Consider the following 14,853-nt stretch of genomic DNA (forward strand, 5'->3'; position numbering starts at 1 on the left):
TGATTCTGTATACACGGCAATATGTTGTTAGTTTTACTACATTAGTCCTTGAAAACTGCGATTGAAACCGGTATTTCTACGTCAACTTGATAAAAGAACCAACATCATGGCTTCGATCACCGTTGAACCCTGCACCTTTGCCCTGTTCGGCGCCCTCGGCGACCTGGCGTTGCGCAAGCTGTTCCCGGCGCTGTACCAGCTCGATCGCGCGGGCCTGCTGAATGAGCAGACCCGCGTGCTGGCACTGGCCCGCGAAGCCGGCAGACCCCAGGAGCACCTGGCGACGATCGAGGCGCACCTGCACAAGCACGTGGGCAGCGATATCGAGGCCCTGGCCCTGCAGCGCTTCATGGCGCGCCTGAGCTACCTGCATGTGGATTTTCTTCAGGCTCAGGACTACCCGGCGCTGCTCGAACAGGTACAACCCGACGCGCCACTGATCGCCTATTTCGCCACCGCCGCGGCGGTGTACGGCGGCATCTGCGAGAACCTCGACAAGGTCGGCCTGAGCGAGCGCACCCGCGTGGTGCTGGAAAAGCCCATCGGCCATGACCTGGAGTCGTCGCGCAGGGTCAATGACGCGGTGGCGCAGTACTTCCCCGAAAACCGCGTGTATCGCATCGACCATTACCTGGGCAAGGAGACGGTGCAGAACCTCATTGCCCTGCGCTTTGCCAACAGCCTGTTCGAAACCCAGTGGAACCAGAACTCCATCTCCCACGTGGAAATCACCGTGGCCGAGAAGGTCGGCATCGAGGGCCGCTGGGGCTACTTCGACAAGGCCGGGCAACTGCGCGACATGATCCAGAACCACCTGCTGCAGTTGCTGTGCCTGATCGCCATGGACCCGCCCAGCGACCTCTCGGCCGACAGCATTCGCGACGAGAAGGTCAAGGTGCTCAAGGCACTGGCACCGATCAGCGGCGAGGGCCTGAGCACCCAGGTGGTGCGTGGCCAGTACATAGCGGGCTACAGCGAGGGGCGGGCTGTGCCCGGCTACCTCGAGGAAGACAACTCCAATACCCAGAGCGACACCGAAACCTTCGTCGCGCTGCGTGCCGATATCCGCAACTGGCGCTGGGCCGGGGTGCCGTTCTACCTGCGCACCGGCAAGCGCATGCCGCAGAAACTGTCGCAGATCGTCATCCATTTCAAGGAGCCGCAGCACTACATCTTCGCGGCGGAACAACGTTTGCAGATCGGCAACAAGCTGATCATCCGCCTGCAGCCGGACGAAGGCATTTCGTTGCGGGTGATGACCAAGGAGCAAGGCCTGGACAAGGGCATGCAACTGCGCAGCGGCCCGTTGCAGCTGAATTTTTCCGATACCTGGCACAGCGCACGCATTCCGGATGCCTACGAGCGCCTGCTGCTGGAAGTGATGCGCGGCAACCAGAACCTGTTTGTACGCAAGGACGAAATCGAATATGCGTGGAAATGGTGCGACCAGTTGATCGCCGGCTGGAAACACGCCGGTGATGCGCCCAAACCGTATGCGGCGGGCACCTGGGGGCCGATGAGCTCGATAGCACTGATTACCCGCGATGGGAGGGCATGGTATGGCGATATCTGAACTGCAACTGCCGGCGAGCGTGACGGCACATGAATTTGCCGATGCGGCGCGCCTGGCCGAGGGCCTGGCTGTGGATGTGGCGCAGCGGTTGCGCACGGCGATGGACGAAAACGGCCAGGCCACCCTGGTGGTGTCGGGCGGGCGCAGCCCGGTGGCGTTCTTCCAGCGCCTGGCCAGGCAGCCGCTGGACTGGTCCAGGGTGGTGGTCAGCCTGGCGGACGAGCGCTGGGTGCCGGTGGAACATGCCGACAGCAATGCCGGCCTGGTGGCGCAGCACCTGTTGCAGGGCGAGGCGGCCAAGGCGCGGTTCGTCGGCCTGTACCGTCCCGCCGCGAGCCTCGAAGCCGCTGCCGAGCAGGCGGACCAGGCGCTTGCCCAGCTGCCGCCGATCGATGTGCTGGTGCTGGGCATGGGCGATGACGGTCACACCGCCTCGCTGTTTCCGGGCAGCCCCAACCTGGCCGAGGGCCTGCAGGCCCAGAGCCAGCGCCGGGTACTGCCGATGCTCGCGCCGAGCGTGCCGCATCAGCGCCTGACCCTGACCCGGTGTGTGCTGGCCGGTGCAGGTGCGACACTGTTGTCGGTGCAAGGGCCAGGCAAACTCGCTACCCTGCGCGCCGCGCTGGGCGGTGACGACCCGGCGCAGATGCCGATTCGCGCCTTTCTTCAAGACCCCCTGGAAATCTACTGGTGCCCATGAACCAAGGACACGCCGTTATGACAACCCTTGAACCTTCACAGCCGGGCATTTCCATGGCCGACAAGATTGCCCTGATCGACCGCATCTGCGGCCAGGCGCGCATTCTGCCGGTGATCACCATCGCCCGCGAGCAGGACATCCTGCCGCTGGCCGATGCGCTGGCGGCCGGGGGGCTGAAGACGCTCGAGGTGACGCTGCGTTCCGAACACGGCCTGACCGCCATCCGCCTGCTGCGCGAACAGCGCCCGGAGCTGTGCGTCGGTGCAGGTACGGTGCTCGACCGCAGCATGCTGGCGGCGGTGGAACAGGCCGGTGCGCAGTTCGTGGTCACGCCGGGGTGCACCCAGGACATCCTGGAGGCGGGGGTCGAGAGCCCGTTGCCACTGTTGCCGGGCATCAGCAGCGCCTCGGAGATCATGATGGGCTACGCGCTGGGCTATCGGCGCTTCAAGCTGTTCCCGGCCGAGATCAGCGGCGGGGCGGCGGCCATCAAGGCATTCGGCGGGCCGTTCGGCGAGGTGCGTTTCTGCCCCACCGGCGGGGTCAACCCGGGCAACGTCAAGCAGTACATGGCCCTGGCCAATGTGATGTGCGTGGGCGGAACCTGGATGCTCGACAGCAGCTGGATCAAGAACGGCGAGTGGGCACGCGTGCAGGCGTGCAGTGCCCAGGCGCTGGCGTTGCTGGACTAGAGAATTCGTTGTGTGCTGTACGGCTTTGAGGTGCGCTTGGTCGGCGCACCTTTTTTTTTGCCGGCGCCATTGACCGGCAAGGCCGCTGCCCATCCAGGAAGCACGTCCCGCTGCCGAGCCTGTCGCGGCCTCCCTAGTATCGAAAACTCATGGGTTTTCTGCAGGGAGTGCATACCTTGGACGACGAAATCGAACACGCTACAAACCCGCGACTCAGCGGCTACGCGGTCAAGACCGGGTCCTATTCGCTCGAGCGCCACCTGATCGGCGGCAAGCGCCTGGCACCCGGCTGCTGGGTCAACGGCAAGACCGTCTACGGCGATATCCGCATTGGCTCCAGTGCCTGGGCCACCTACACCCGACCGGTGTTCGCCTACCTGTCAGCGGTGGATACCCTGCGGCTCAACGGCCTGAGCAACCAGCGCCATGCCATCACCTTTGCCCAGGGCCACAGCAAGCAGTTCATCCGTGAAGTGGACGCGCCCTATTCGGTGTCGTCGGCCATCGAGCGGGTCAATATCCTCTCCAGCCTGCACACCGGCTTTGTCGACGACATCGCCTGGGGGGCGCCGAACGACAACCGCCTGACGCTGCTGCTGCCCGGCAGCGGGGTGTTCGCCATCTATCAGATGAACCTGGTGTATGCCCATTGCGCGACCTCGGCCGGACAGCTGAGCAAGGCGTTTCGCACCAGCAAGACGCTGGCCACGCAGGGGCGTACCGACCTGTACTTCCTGTCGGCCATCAGCACGGCCGTGTATGTGGCGGTGGCCGATGCCGCGGCCACCCCTCCGATTGCCTGGGATGCCCTGCAGCGCAAGGTGCTGACCGAAGGTTACGAGGTTGAATGCAATGCCGGCGCCTGGTCGTTCGATTTTTCCGCAAGCCAGAAGATTCACTACAAGTACTGAGGGAACCGTCATGAGTGAAGACAACGTGTTTGGCGCCGACTCCCCCGCACAGCGCGGGAGCTACCACATCGACAAGTACCTCTTTGGCGGTGACAAGGTACGCCAGGCCTGCTGGATAAAGGATGCCACCGAGTTCGGCCAGATGTTCGACGGCAAGCGCTGGTGGGACATGTATTCGGTGCCGGTCGCCGCTTACGTGGAGCATGTCGGCACCGTCCAGGTACCGAGCAACGGCGAGGATGAACGCACCTTCGAGGTCACCCATGGCTTTACCCGAAGCTTCAGCCGTACCACCGAAGTGTCCGGTGGCGTGCAGCTGGAATTCAAGGGCGTGGGGGTGAGTTCAGAGGTCCGGGTATCGTTCCAGGCTGAGCAAAGCTGGAACGACTCCACCACCCAGAAGCACACCCGCAAGCTGGTCGGCCCCGGGGTGTTCTATGCCTATCAGGTGCACATCCTGTACGCACATTGTGTGATGGGCGCGTCGGAGATCGATTACTACTTCGAGCACAACAAGGTGCTGCCGATTCTCGATGCCAACGCGCAGGTGATGCGCGAAGACCTGATCTACCTGTCGTCGGTTGCCACCGACACGCTGGTCACGGTGCTGGAGGAGGCCTCGGTGGATCCGCTCGGCTGGGACGAACTGCAGAAAAAGGTGTTGTTCGAGCACTACAGTTCCCGGAAAAACGCGGGCTGCTGGCGCTTCGATTTCAGCGTGAACGAGCGCTACCCGCGCGGGTGATGCGCCGCGCTGGCCTGCGTCGGCAGGCCAGCGGGCATGCCATCAGAAGCTGTCCGAGGTCCTGAAGCCGCCGCCCCCGCTGCTGTCGGAGCTGGAGAAGCCGCCACTGCTGCTGGAGCTGCTGCTCGAACTGCTGGAACTGGAGCTGCTCCAGCTCGACCCCGAGCTGCTACTGCTGTACGAGCTGCGCTCGACGGCGACGCGCGGCACCAGTTCGCGGTGTTCGCGGATGGTCCCGACCAGATAGCCCAGGGTGACATCGCGGGTCATGTAGTCCGACAGCAGACGTTCGATGCCCAGCGTTGCCTTGTACTGATAGCCGTCGTCACGGAAGAAGTCGGTGCGCAGCGCGCGCTCCAGCTCCTTGGCCCGGTCATAGGACTGCTGGGCCAGGCCATGGGTCTGGCGCGCCTCGGCCAGTGCCCGTTCCACGCCGTCGACCTGCGGGTACAGCCGCTGCAGCTGCAAGGCGATCTGGTCGTCTGCGGTATCGGGGGTCTTCTTCACCTGCTCGAGCAGTTGCTCGATGCTCTTGGCCTGCAACTGGTCGGTGAGCCACTGGCGGGCACGCAGGTAGTGCGGGTCCTGGTTGTGGGTGAATGCGGTCAGTTGCGCGTGAATGTCGTTGGCCTGCTGCTTGCTGGCCACGGTCTGCTTGTACAACGCCTTGTGCGCTTCGCGCAGCGGCTCGATGCCTGCCTGCTGCTGGGCGTCGGCCAGTTGCTGGCCGGTGCTTTGCTCCAGCGCGGCAATGTGCGCGTCGCGTTCGAGCTGCAGTGCCTCGTTGCGCTGCTGCATGTTGAGCAGGTTCAGCTCGTTGCTGCGGTTGCCGCTGTAGTCGACCTGCCTGGCCAGCCAGCCATCGAGCCAGCGGCTGATGCGGCCCAACCGATACTGTTCGGTGCCGAAATCGCGATCACGCAGGAAGTGGTAGATCGGGTTGCGGCCGAACATCGGCAGCTTGTCGGCACACTCCTGGCGAATGTCGGCATACCCGGTGACGGTTTCGAGGTTGGCGGCGATGGCCTGTTCCAGCTGGTGCATCTGCGCCGTGTAGGTCGGGTCCTGGGCCAGTTGGTCGCGGGCCTGGCGGTCGAGGTCGTCGAGGCGCTCCTGTACCTGCGCGGTCGCCTCCAGCGACTGGGCGATCTGCTGCTCGACCTCCAGCAGTTGCTGGCGCAACTGCCCCTGGGCCAGCTGGCGTTCGTGCAGGGCCTGAACCACCTCGTCCTGCAGCGACGGGGCGTGCTCCAGCTGCAGGGTCGCGATGCTGCGCAGGCGGGTCAGGATGTCCTGTTCGAGCGCCATCTGGCGCTCGGTGGCACTGGCCAGTTGTTGTTCTGCGTCGCGCAGCACGTGCTCGAAACTGCGTGCATTGTCGGCGACGATACCGATGAGCTTGCTGGGTCTCATGTCATCACCAGTCCAGGATCATGTCGGGTTTGGCGACACGTTGGTTGAATTTCAGGCTCAGCATGTTGGCAGGCTTGCTGCCCATGGCGAGGTCGTCGATGTGGCCGTCGCTGAGTTTGTCTTCCTTGACCTTGAGGTACTCGGCCTGGCTGACCCGCACACCAAAGTAGGACGCCCAGCGCGATTCGCCGGTTTCCGAACTGGTGACCGGCACGCTGATCGGGTTGCCGGCGGCGTCCACGGCCTCGACCACCAGGTACCAGCTCTTGCCCTGCAGGGAGTCACCGCCCTGGTTGCACAGCGCCTGGTCATAGCAGCGCTCGACCCCCGACTTGATGCCGTAGCGGTCCACCACCCGCAGCTCCAGTGCCTGACGGGCGAACACCAGCAGGCTGTCAAGCGTCGACAGGTGGTCGCTGGCCTGGCGTGCCTGCAGGGCGTCGATGGCCTTGTCGACCTGGGCGGCCTGGGCACGCACCACCCGCAGGTCGTTCGGCGGCAGGCGCAGGGCGGGCAACTGCTGCTCGATTTCGTCCAGGCGCCGGATCAGCGGCTGGACTTGCTGAATGCGATCGAGCTGGCTTTCGAGCTCACCGACTTCACGGTCGACCACCTCGATGCCCTGGGTGTCGGCGTTGCCGATGGCCTGGTCGGCCACCCGGGCCTGCTGCGCCATCACCCCGAAACGCTTGGCGCCTGCGGTGAACGCCGGGTTGTGCAGTACGGCCTGCAGGCGGCTGCGGGCATCGATAATGGCCTGGACGTCGTTCAGGCCCTTGTCGGCCTGCCTCAGTTGCGCGCGCGCCGACTGGGTGTTGCGTTCGTAGGTATCGAGGTCCTGCTGCACGCTGTCGCGGTTGTCGCTGTCGATCAGTTGCGGCCACGGTCGGTGCGTCAGCAGTGTCTGAACCTGCGTCAGCCGCTCGGCAAGCGGCCCCAGCAGGCGCGTGACCGCGGGCTCGGGCTGTTGCGCGACGGCTTGCTGCAGCGCATCGAAGCGCGACTGGTGCTGCGCAAGGTCGGCGCTCAGATCGCTGCTGCGATACTCGGCCGTACGGACGTTGTCCTGCACCTTGGAGGTCTTGGCGGTGTCGTTCACCACCCGGGTGCACTGTACGGCCAGCAGCGCGACGACGATCAGTTGCAGGATGCGCATGAGCTTCCTGCGGTTGAGCAGCAGGCGCGTGGTCAGGCGTTGCAGTGCGGTCTGTTCGGGCGCCTCGAAGGCCAGGCGCCGGGCGAAGAACGCCCGCACACCCTGTTCGATCAGTGCATCGTCATAGGCGATGCCCTGGGCCTGGTAGTAGGTGCGGATACGCTCGGCGACTTCAGCGCGGCGCTGCGGCAGGTTCAGGTGCTCCTGCACCTGCATCTGCTGATGGCGCAGTTGGTCGACCACCGCCATCGCGCCCAGCTGTTCGGACAGAGGAACACTGCTCATCAGGCGGCCTTGGTCAGCAGGGCGGCGAACTTGCGCTTGGCCTCTTCGACGGCTTCGGCGATATCCCGGGCGGCGTTGCTCGACTCTGCGCGGTAGGTGTCGGCCATCTGCTTCATGTCGGTCTGGAACGACAGCGTGGCGTCAGCCAGGGCGCGCACCGAGTCGACCTTGATGGTCGAGCCGTAGCTGGCCTTGACCGCGGCTTCGAGCTGCTGGTTGCCGGTGCTGCCCAGCGACTCCAGGCCCTGGCTGATGCCGTCGGTGGTGGCATTGAGGGTGTGGGTGGCTTCGGCCAGGCCGCTGTTGGCGGTGAACGACACGGCAAGCCCGGTGAGTACCACTTCGTTGGTGGAAAAGAACGACACCATGCGCTGGTATTGACGCTCCTTGATCACGTGCACCTGATTGATGCGTGCAAAGACCATTTCGGCGGTGTTGTAGCCGACCTTCAGGTCATCGGCGATGTCCTTGATGATCTGGTAGCGCTTGTCTTCGTCCTGCAGGGCGCGCACGGCTTCATCACGGCCCAGTTCCAGCGCGGCGCGTGCGGCGGGCTCGGCGCTTTCGGCGTCGGCGACCCGGGCGTTGGCCTCGTTCAGGGCCAGGGTGCGCTGCTGCAGGGCCTCGCCAGCGATGGCCAGCACCTGCTGGGCTTCCACCTCGGCAGCTTTCATGGCCATGCGAAAGTCCATGTACGACTCCAGGATCACGCTCTCGCGGGCGATCTGGTCGTTGGCCGACTTGCACACCTTCAGGTAGTTTTCGCGGATGTCGGCAAAGCGGCTGGGGATGGAGCCGCGACGCACGTTCATCCAGGTCAGCTTGATCTTTTCCATCGCGTCCAGGCGCCCGTCATCCATCCAGCCGGCCATGGCGGCGGCGTCCTCGCGGATGGAGGTGAAGCTCTGCGTGATGTCCATGAAGCGCGTGGAGATGTCCATGCCTTCGATCTGCTCGCGCACCATGCTGTTGAAGCTGGTGGCCTGCTGCAGCACGGTGGCGATGGAGGTGACCTTGGTGGTGTCGTAGTGGGCCACGCGGTCCAGCAGTACCAGAACCGGGGCATCCTGAACGGGCTGGATGAAGTTGATGCCGATGGTGCGCAGGCTGGTGAGTGCCCGTTCCAGGTAGTGGCTCATTGAGTGTCCTTACAGGTGTGGCAAAAATAATGAGGCCGGCAGTATACCGAGCACGCCAGCGCCCCGCAGGCTTTCGCACAACCAAAAAAAATGCCCGCCTCCGTATCAGAGGCGGGCATTGCATGCAGCAGCGGGTCAGTTGGCGTTTACGCCGCCTTAGCAGCCTGCTGGCTCAGCGAGCGGTTCAGTGCGCTGAACAGCGCCTTGAAGCTGGCGGTGGTGATGTTTTCATCGATACCCACACCGTGCACCGGACGACCGCCAGCCACGCGCAGTTCGATGTAGGCCGCCGCCTTGGCGTGGGTGCCGGCACCGATGGCGTGCTCGTTGTAGTCCATGATTTCCACGGCTACCGGCAGGCCGGCCACCAGGGCCTCGAGGGCGCCGTTGCCCTTGCCGCGCCAGTGCAGGGTGGTTTCGCCTTCACCGGCCACTTCCACTTCCACGGCGCTGTGGCCGTTCTCTTCCTGCAGGCGATGGCTGACCAGCGCATACGGGGCGTTGGCTTGCAGGTACTCGCTCTGCAACAGCTTGTAGATCTGCTGGGCGGTCATTTCCAGGCCCAGGCGGTCGGTCTCGCCCTGTACCACCTGGCTGAACTCGATCTGCATGCGACGCGGCAGGCTGATGCCGTATTCCTGTTCGAGCAGGTAGGTGATGCCACCCTTGCCCGACTGGCTGTTGACGCGGATCACCGCCTCGTAGCTGCGGCCGATGTCGGCCGGGTCGATCGGCAGGTACGGTACTTCCCACAGGGTGTCTTCTTTCTGCTGGGTGAAGCCTTTGCGGATCGCATCCTGGTGCGAGCCGGAGAACGCGGTGTGCACCAGGTCGCCCACATACGGATGACGCGGGTGCACCGGGATCTGGTTGCACTCTTCGACCACCTTGCGCACGCCGTCGATGTCGGAAAAGTCCAGCTCCGGGTCCACGCCCTGGGTGTAGAGGTTCAGCGCCAGAGTCACCAGGTCGACGTTGCCGGTACGCTCGCCGTTGCCGAACAGGCAGCCTTCGACACGGTCGGCGCCGGCCATCAGGCCCAGCTCGGTGGCAGCCACGCCGGTGCCACGGTCGTTGTGGGTGTGCAGGCTGATGATCACGCTGTCACGGCGCGACACGTTGCGCCCGAACCACTCGATCTGGTCGGCATAGATGTTCGGGGTGGAAACTTCCACGGTGGCTGGCAGGTTGAGGATCACCTTGTGTTCGGGGGTCGGGTTCCACACCTCGATCACCGCGTCGCAGACTTCCTTGGCGAACTCCAGTTCGGTAGCGCTGAAGGTCTCTGGCGAGTACTGGAACGTCCAGTGGGTTTCCGGCTGCTGGGCGGCGTACTTGACGAACAGCTTGGCCGCGTTCACCGCGATGTCCTTGACGCCCTGCTTGTCCTGGTTGAAGACAATGCGGCGGAATGCCGGGCAGGTGGCGTTGTACAGGTGCACGATGGCCTTCTTGGCCCCGCGCAGCGATTCGAAGGTACGTGCGATCAGGTCTTCACGGGCCTGGGTCAGCACCTGGATGGTGGTGTCGTCCGGGATGTGGCCGTCTTCGATCAGGGTGCGCACGAAGTCGAAGTCGGTTTGCGAGGCCGATGGGAAGGAGGCCTCGATTTCTTTCACGCCCACGCTGACCAGGGTCTTCCAGAAGCGCAGCTTCTTGACCGCATCCATCGGCTCGATCAGCGACTGGTTGCCGTCGCGAAGGTCCGAGCTGCACCAGATCGGCGCGGCTGTGATGGTCTTCGAGGGCCAGGTGCGGTCAGGCAGGTTTACCTGAGCGAAGGCACGGTATTTTTTCGAAGGGTCTTTGAGCATGGTCATGAAAGCAATCCTTATTGTGCGGCCTTGAAAGGGGCCCGCCGAACGTACAAGTGATGAATGGGCGAGGCGACGCGATTCAGCTTGGTAGTCGGGCACTGACCAGGCAAAGGCTGCGATGTTGGCGAAGCAGGATGAGGGTGTGCGTGGTTTTCATGGGTTCAACCCTAACCAGTGGGGTGAACGATGGCAAGCACTGCAAAAAAATTGAGAGGAATGCTTAAAAACTGAAGAATGTCGTGATTTTATAGCGCCGAACAATCAAAAAGACCGCGCCAGTTGCGCGGTCTTTTTGATTGGCGCAAGACGCTGATCAAGGCTGGAAGGCCCCGATGAAGATCGCCGGATCGACCCGTGCGTCGTTCAGGCTGACGTTCCAGTGCATGTGCGGCCCGGTGGCGCGGCCAGTGGAGCCCACCCGTCCGACGATGGCGCCACGGCTCAGTTGCTGGCCGGGTTTCACGTCGATCTTCGACATATGGCAGAACATGCTGATGAAGCCCTGGCCGTGGTCGACGAACACGGTGTTGCCGTTGAAGAAGTAGTTGCCGATCAGGATCACCTTGCCGTTGGCCGGGGTCTTGATCGGGGTACCGGCGGGCACGGCGAAGTCCAGGCCGGCATGCGGGTTGCGTTCCTCGCCGTTGAAGAAGCGACGCACGCCGAACTTGCTCGACAGCGGGCCGTTGACCGGCTTGTCGAGGAGCAGGTTGCTCGGCAGGTTGGGGCTGAAGCTGCGGTAGGCCTTGAGCTGCTCGGCCAGTTCGGCGTCGATGCGCTTGAGGTCGGCCGGGTTGGGGTTGACCTGGCGCTGGTTCTTCAGAGTGATGCGCTGCTCGGGGTACTTCTTGCTGGCGACCGTGAAGCTCAGGGTGCGCTCGCCCTGGGTCAGGCTGGCGGTGCCGGGCTTCTGGGTCAGCGGCAGGCCGACAATGGCCAGCCAGGTGTCCTGCTCGCGTACCACCAGCACCGGCTTGCCGTCGAAGCGTGCCTGAGGGGCCTGGGCGGCGGGGCCGAGGTCGACCACCGCGACGCCGCCGGGCACCGGCTTGTTCAACTGGCGGGTGATGTAGCTGGCCTGGGCGGTGCCGGCGAAGGCCAGGCAGAGGACGAGCAGCGGGGCAAACAGTCGGGGCATGAGTCAGTCCAGTAGAGAGAGCGTGACCGGGGTCAGGTGGTTGTCTTCGACCCGCACCTGCAGCTCGCCTTCGCCCAGGCGGGCGGTCAGGCGCTGGCCGTTGCGGGTCTGCGCGGCGCTGCGGATGGCCTGGCCGCGCTCGTCGAGCAGAATGCTGTAGCCACGGCTGAGGGTGGCCAGCGGGCTGACCACCTGCAGTGTCTGCACCTGCACCTGCAGGTGCTGGCGGCGGGTGGCGAGGGTCTGGCGCATGGCTCGCGGCAGGCGCTCGGCGAGGTTGTCCAGGCGTTGCTTGAGCAGCGCCAGGGCACGCCCGGGGTGCTGCGCGGCCAAGCGGGTATCCAGGCGTGCCAGGCGTTCGCGGCGCTGGTTCAGGCGCTGCTCGAAGGCGCGGCGCAGGCGCATGTCCAGGTCGTCGAGGCGCTGGGCCTGCTGGCGCAGGCGTTCGCCGGGGTGGCGCAGACGCCGCGCCAGGCTGTCCAGGCGCAGCCGGTCATGGGCCAGGCGGTTCTGGATGCGCAGCAGCAGGCGGCGTTGCAGGCTTTCCAGGCGTCGGCCCAGGTCGCTGCTGTCGGGGGCCAGCAGTTCGGCGGCGGCCGAAGGGGTGGGGGCGCGCACGTCGGCGACGAAGTCGCTGATCGACACGTCGGTTTCATGCCCCACGGCGCTGACGATGGGCGTGACGCAGGCAGCGATGGCACGGGCCACGGCTTCTTCGTTGAAGCACCAGAGGTCTTCCAGCGAGCCGCCGCCACGGGCCAGGATCAGCGCGTCGAAGCCTTGCGCATCGGCGCGTTGCAGGGCCCGCACGATCTGGTTGATGGCTTCGCGGCCCTGCACGGCGGTGGGTATCAGGGTCAGCTCCACCTGCGGGGCGCGGCGGCGGAACACGCTGATGATGTCGCGGATCACCGCGCCAGTGGGCGAGCTGACGATGCCGATACGCTGCGGGTGGGCGGGCAGGGCGCGCTTGCGTTCACTGCTGAACAGGCCCTCGTTGCCGAGCTTTTCCTTGAGCGCGTCGAAGGCCAGGCGCAGGGCGCCGTCACCGGCCGGTTCGACGGTGTCGAGGATCAGCTGATAGTCGCCGCGCCCCTCGAACAGCGAGACCTTGCCACGCACCTTGACCGCCAGGCCGTCGCGCAATGCCTGGCGCACGCGGGCGGCGTTGTTGCGAAACAGTGCACAGCGCACCTGGGCGCCGCTGTCCTTGAGGGTGAAGTAGACGTGGCCGGAGGCGGGCCGGGCGAGGTTGGAGATTTCGCCCTCGACCCAGATGTTGCTGAACACGTCCTCGAGCAGCACGCGGGCGCGGCCGTTGAGCTGGCTGACGGTAAGGACCTCGCGGTCCAGGCCGAGTCTTTCGAAAGGGTCTTTGATCATGCGGGGCATCATAAAGGGAATCGCGCGGTCTTTGCAGTCCCGGCAGGTGGCGGCGCTGCTTGCCGGCTCCTACAGGTCATGCGCGGTCTCTTGCAGGAGACGACGTTGCCGGCTCAGCCCTGCATGTGCTCCACAAACTGATGCACCAACGGCCCGGCATCGCGTCGATAGGCCAGCGCCACCGTACTCACGCACCCCGCGTCGGCCAGCGGCACGAAGCGCAGCGCCGCCGGCGCAATATCGCGCATGCACCGTGGCAGCAAGGCCACCCCGAACCCGGCCTGGATCAACTGCAACTGCGTGGTCTTGCGCGACACCACCCGCGCAGCCCGAGGGAAGAACCCTTCACGCATGCACAGCTCGGCCGACAGGTAGCTCAAGCCACCGCGCTGGCGGTGCGGGATGGAAATGAACGCCTCGTCGCGTAACTGCGCCAGGTACACGCTGGGCTCATCGGCCAGCGGGTGGTCTGCGGCCACCGCCAGCAGCAGCGGTTCGTCGAACAGCGGCTGCACGCACAGCCCTTCGTGCTGGCGCAGCACCGGCAGGCGCAGCAGGCCGAACTCCAGGCGACCTTCGGCCAGTTCCTCCAGTTGCGCCTCGGAAGACAGCTGCGCGATGTCCATCGACACGCCGGGGTTGTGCTGCAGGTAGCCCGTGAGCCGATCCAGCAGCGCGCCGGTCAGCGGCACCGTGCTCGAATGGCTCAGGCGCAGGCTGCCGCGCAGGCCCTGACCGATTTCGGTGGCCAGGCGGCAGGCCTTTTCCAGCTCGCCCAGCAGGTTGCGGGCCCGCGGCAGAAACGCCAGGCCCGCTGCGGTCAGGCGCGGCTGGCGGGCGGTGCGTTCGAACAGCGGGGTGGCCAGCTGACTCTCCAGCTCCTTTATCTGCCGGCTCAGCGCCGACTGCGCGACGAACAGGCGCTCGGCGGCAGCACTGAAACTGCCGGACTCGGCAATCTCGACGAAGTAGCGTAATTGTCGGGTGGAGATCATGAGGGATGCCTTTTCGAGATGGCTGATGGCGCAATTGCATATTAGTCGGCATGGCTGGCCAATGGCTAAAGTTCGTCTGAACGCTGCCTCACTCACGACTCAGGCATACACCATGCTCTCCACACTGCTCGACTCGCTCCCTTTCACTGCGCTCCAATGGCTGCCGATACTGCTTGGCATCGGCGTCGCCTACATCGTGTTCGGCATCGCCGGCTTCGGCACCGCGCTGGTCGCCGGGCCGGTCCTGATCAACTTCATGCCGCTGTCGCGCATCATCCCGTTGCTGGTGCTGCTGGACTTCGTCGCTGCCTTCGGCAACTGGCTGCCGGCGCGCAAGGCCGTGGTGCGAGGCGAACTGCTGCGCCTGCTGCCGTGCATGGCCATCGGCTGCACCCTGGGCGTGGTGTTCCTGCTCAACCTCAAGTCCGACCTGCTGCTGTTGCTGATGGGCCTGTTCATCAGCGCCTATGCGCTCTACAGCCTGGCGGTGAAGGTCAAGCCGGCGCGCCTGAATGCCGGCTGGTCGGTGCCGATGGGTATCACCGGCGGCCTGTTCGGTGCGCTGTTCGGCAGCGGCGGCTTCCTCTATGCCATCTACCTCAATGCCCGGCTCGACGCCAAGGAGCAGGTGCGCGCGACCCAGAGCGCGCTGATCAGTTGCAGCACCGTGGTGCGCCTGAGCCTGTTCCTGATTGCCGGGGTATACGCCGACCTGCCGTTGCTGCTGCTTGCCCTGTGCCTGCTGCCGATGATGTTCGCCGGCCTGTGGGTGGGGCGCCGGCTGACCCTGAAGATGTCCCGAGAAACCTTCGTGCGGCTGGTCACCTGGCTGGTGCTGGCCAGCGGCATCGCGCTGATCGCGCGCTACCTGAGTGAGGTAAACTGGCACCTTTAACCTGTTCGGCC

13 protein-coding genes are annotated in these 14,853 nt (G+C 64.9%); 6 read left to right on the plus strand and 7 right to left on the minus strand.

Translation table 11 applies throughout. The features are described 5' to 3' along the window. The first annotated feature begins 106 nt into the window (after window positions 1-106). From zwf to N0B28_RS05510, 5 genes are all read left to right on the plus strand, one after another. The gene (gene zwf / locus N0B28_RS05490) at window positions 107-1,573 is read left to right on the plus strand and encodes a glucose-6-phosphate dehydrogenase (RefSeq protein ID WP_275730774.1); all 1,467 of its coding nucleotides are present in this window, start codon (window positions 107-109) and stop codon (window positions 1,571-1,573) included. Continuing rightward, window positions 1,560-2,273, plus strand: a complete 714-nt coding sequence (gene pgl / locus N0B28_RS05495) for a 6-phosphogluconolactonase (protein WP_275730776.1) — start codon at window positions 1,560-1,562, stop codon at window positions 2,271-2,273. The genes zwf and pgl overlap by 14 nt, the downstream gene beginning before the upstream one ends. A 17-nt stretch (window positions 2,274-2,290) precedes the next feature. Then, a complete protein-coding gene (locus tag N0B28_RS05500) occupies window positions 2,291-2,965 on the plus strand; it encodes a bifunctional 4-hydroxy-2-oxoglutarate aldolase/2-dehydro-3-deoxy-phosphogluconate aldolase (RefSeq protein WP_043860397.1) in 675 nt (224 codons plus the stop codon). A 176-nt stretch (window positions 2,966-3,141) separates the two neighbouring features. Further along, window positions 3,142-3,876 (plus strand): monalysin family beta-barrel pore-forming toxin, encoded by a 735-nt coding sequence (locus N0B28_RS05505; protein ID WP_157811420.1) that lies wholly within the window; start codon window positions 3,142-3,144, stop codon window positions 3,874-3,876. Window positions 3,877-3,886: 10 nt separating this feature from the next. Continuing rightward, on the plus strand, window positions 3,887-4,621 hold the full coding sequence (locus tag N0B28_RS05510) for a monalysin family beta-barrel pore-forming toxin (RefSeq protein WP_275730781.1): 735 nt from the start codon (window positions 3,887-3,889) through the stop codon (window positions 4,619-4,621). A 42-nt stretch (window positions 4,622-4,663) separates the two neighbouring features. On the opposite strand, the gene N0B28_RS05515 is transcribed toward N0B28_RS05510, so the two are convergent. From N0B28_RS05515 to N0B28_RS05545, 7 genes are all read right to left on the minus strand, one after another. After that, window positions 4,664-6,034, minus strand: coding sequence for a hypothetical protein (locus tag N0B28_RS05515; RefSeq protein ID WP_275730782.1), 1,371 nt, complete (start codon window positions 6,032-6,034; stop codon window positions 4,664-4,666). A gap of 4 nt (window positions 6,035-6,038) precedes the next feature. Beyond that, the gene (locus tag N0B28_RS05520) at window positions 6,039-7,475 is read right to left on the minus strand and encodes a DUF6384 family protein (protein WP_116052983.1); all 1,437 of its coding nucleotides are present in this window, start codon (window positions 7,473-7,475) and stop codon (window positions 6,039-6,041) included. Next, a complete protein-coding gene (locus N0B28_RS05525; protein WP_043860401.1) occupies window positions 7,475-8,614 on the minus strand; it encodes a hypothetical protein in 1,140 nt (379 codons plus the stop codon). Before N0B28_RS05525 ends, N0B28_RS05520 begins: the two co-directional genes overlap by 1 nt. A 146-nt stretch (window positions 8,615-8,760) precedes the next feature. Beyond that, a complete protein-coding gene (leuA, locus tag N0B28_RS05530; RefSeq protein ID WP_043860402.1) occupies window positions 8,761-10,434 on the minus strand; it encodes a 2-isopropylmalate synthase in 1,674 nt (557 codons plus the stop codon). A 310-nt stretch (window positions 10,435-10,744) separates the two neighbouring features. Continuing rightward, the gene (locus N0B28_RS05535; RefSeq protein WP_116052986.1) at window positions 10,745-11,569 is read right to left on the minus strand and encodes a M23 family metallopeptidase; all 825 of its coding nucleotides are present in this window, start codon (window positions 11,567-11,569) and stop codon (window positions 10,745-10,747) included. A gap of 3 nt (window positions 11,570-11,572) precedes the next feature. Then, window positions 11,573-12,952, minus strand: a complete 1,380-nt coding sequence (xseA, locus tag N0B28_RS05540; protein ID WP_054915069.1) for an exodeoxyribonuclease VII large subunit — start codon at window positions 12,950-12,952, stop codon at window positions 11,573-11,575. Window positions 12,953-13,065: 113 nt separating this feature from the next. Next, the gene (locus N0B28_RS05545; protein WP_058541449.1) at window positions 13,066-13,947 is read right to left on the minus strand and encodes a LysR substrate-binding domain-containing protein; all 882 of its coding nucleotides are present in this window, start codon (window positions 13,945-13,947) and stop codon (window positions 13,066-13,068) included. Between the two features lie 124 nt (window positions 13,948-14,071). Between N0B28_RS05545 and N0B28_RS05550 the strand changes: the two genes are divergently transcribed. Beyond that, entirely contained in the window at window positions 14,072-14,842 is a 771-nt protein-coding gene (locus N0B28_RS05550; protein ID WP_043860657.1) for a sulfite exporter TauE/SafE family protein, read from the plus strand. Window positions 14,843-14,853 lie beyond the last annotated feature (11 nt).

The sequence above is a fragment of the Pseudomonas sp. SD17-1 genome, from assembly GCF_029201585.1.
Classification (GTDB): Bacteria; Pseudomonadota; Gammaproteobacteria; order Pseudomonadales; family Pseudomonadaceae; genus Aquipseudomonas; species Aquipseudomonas palmensis.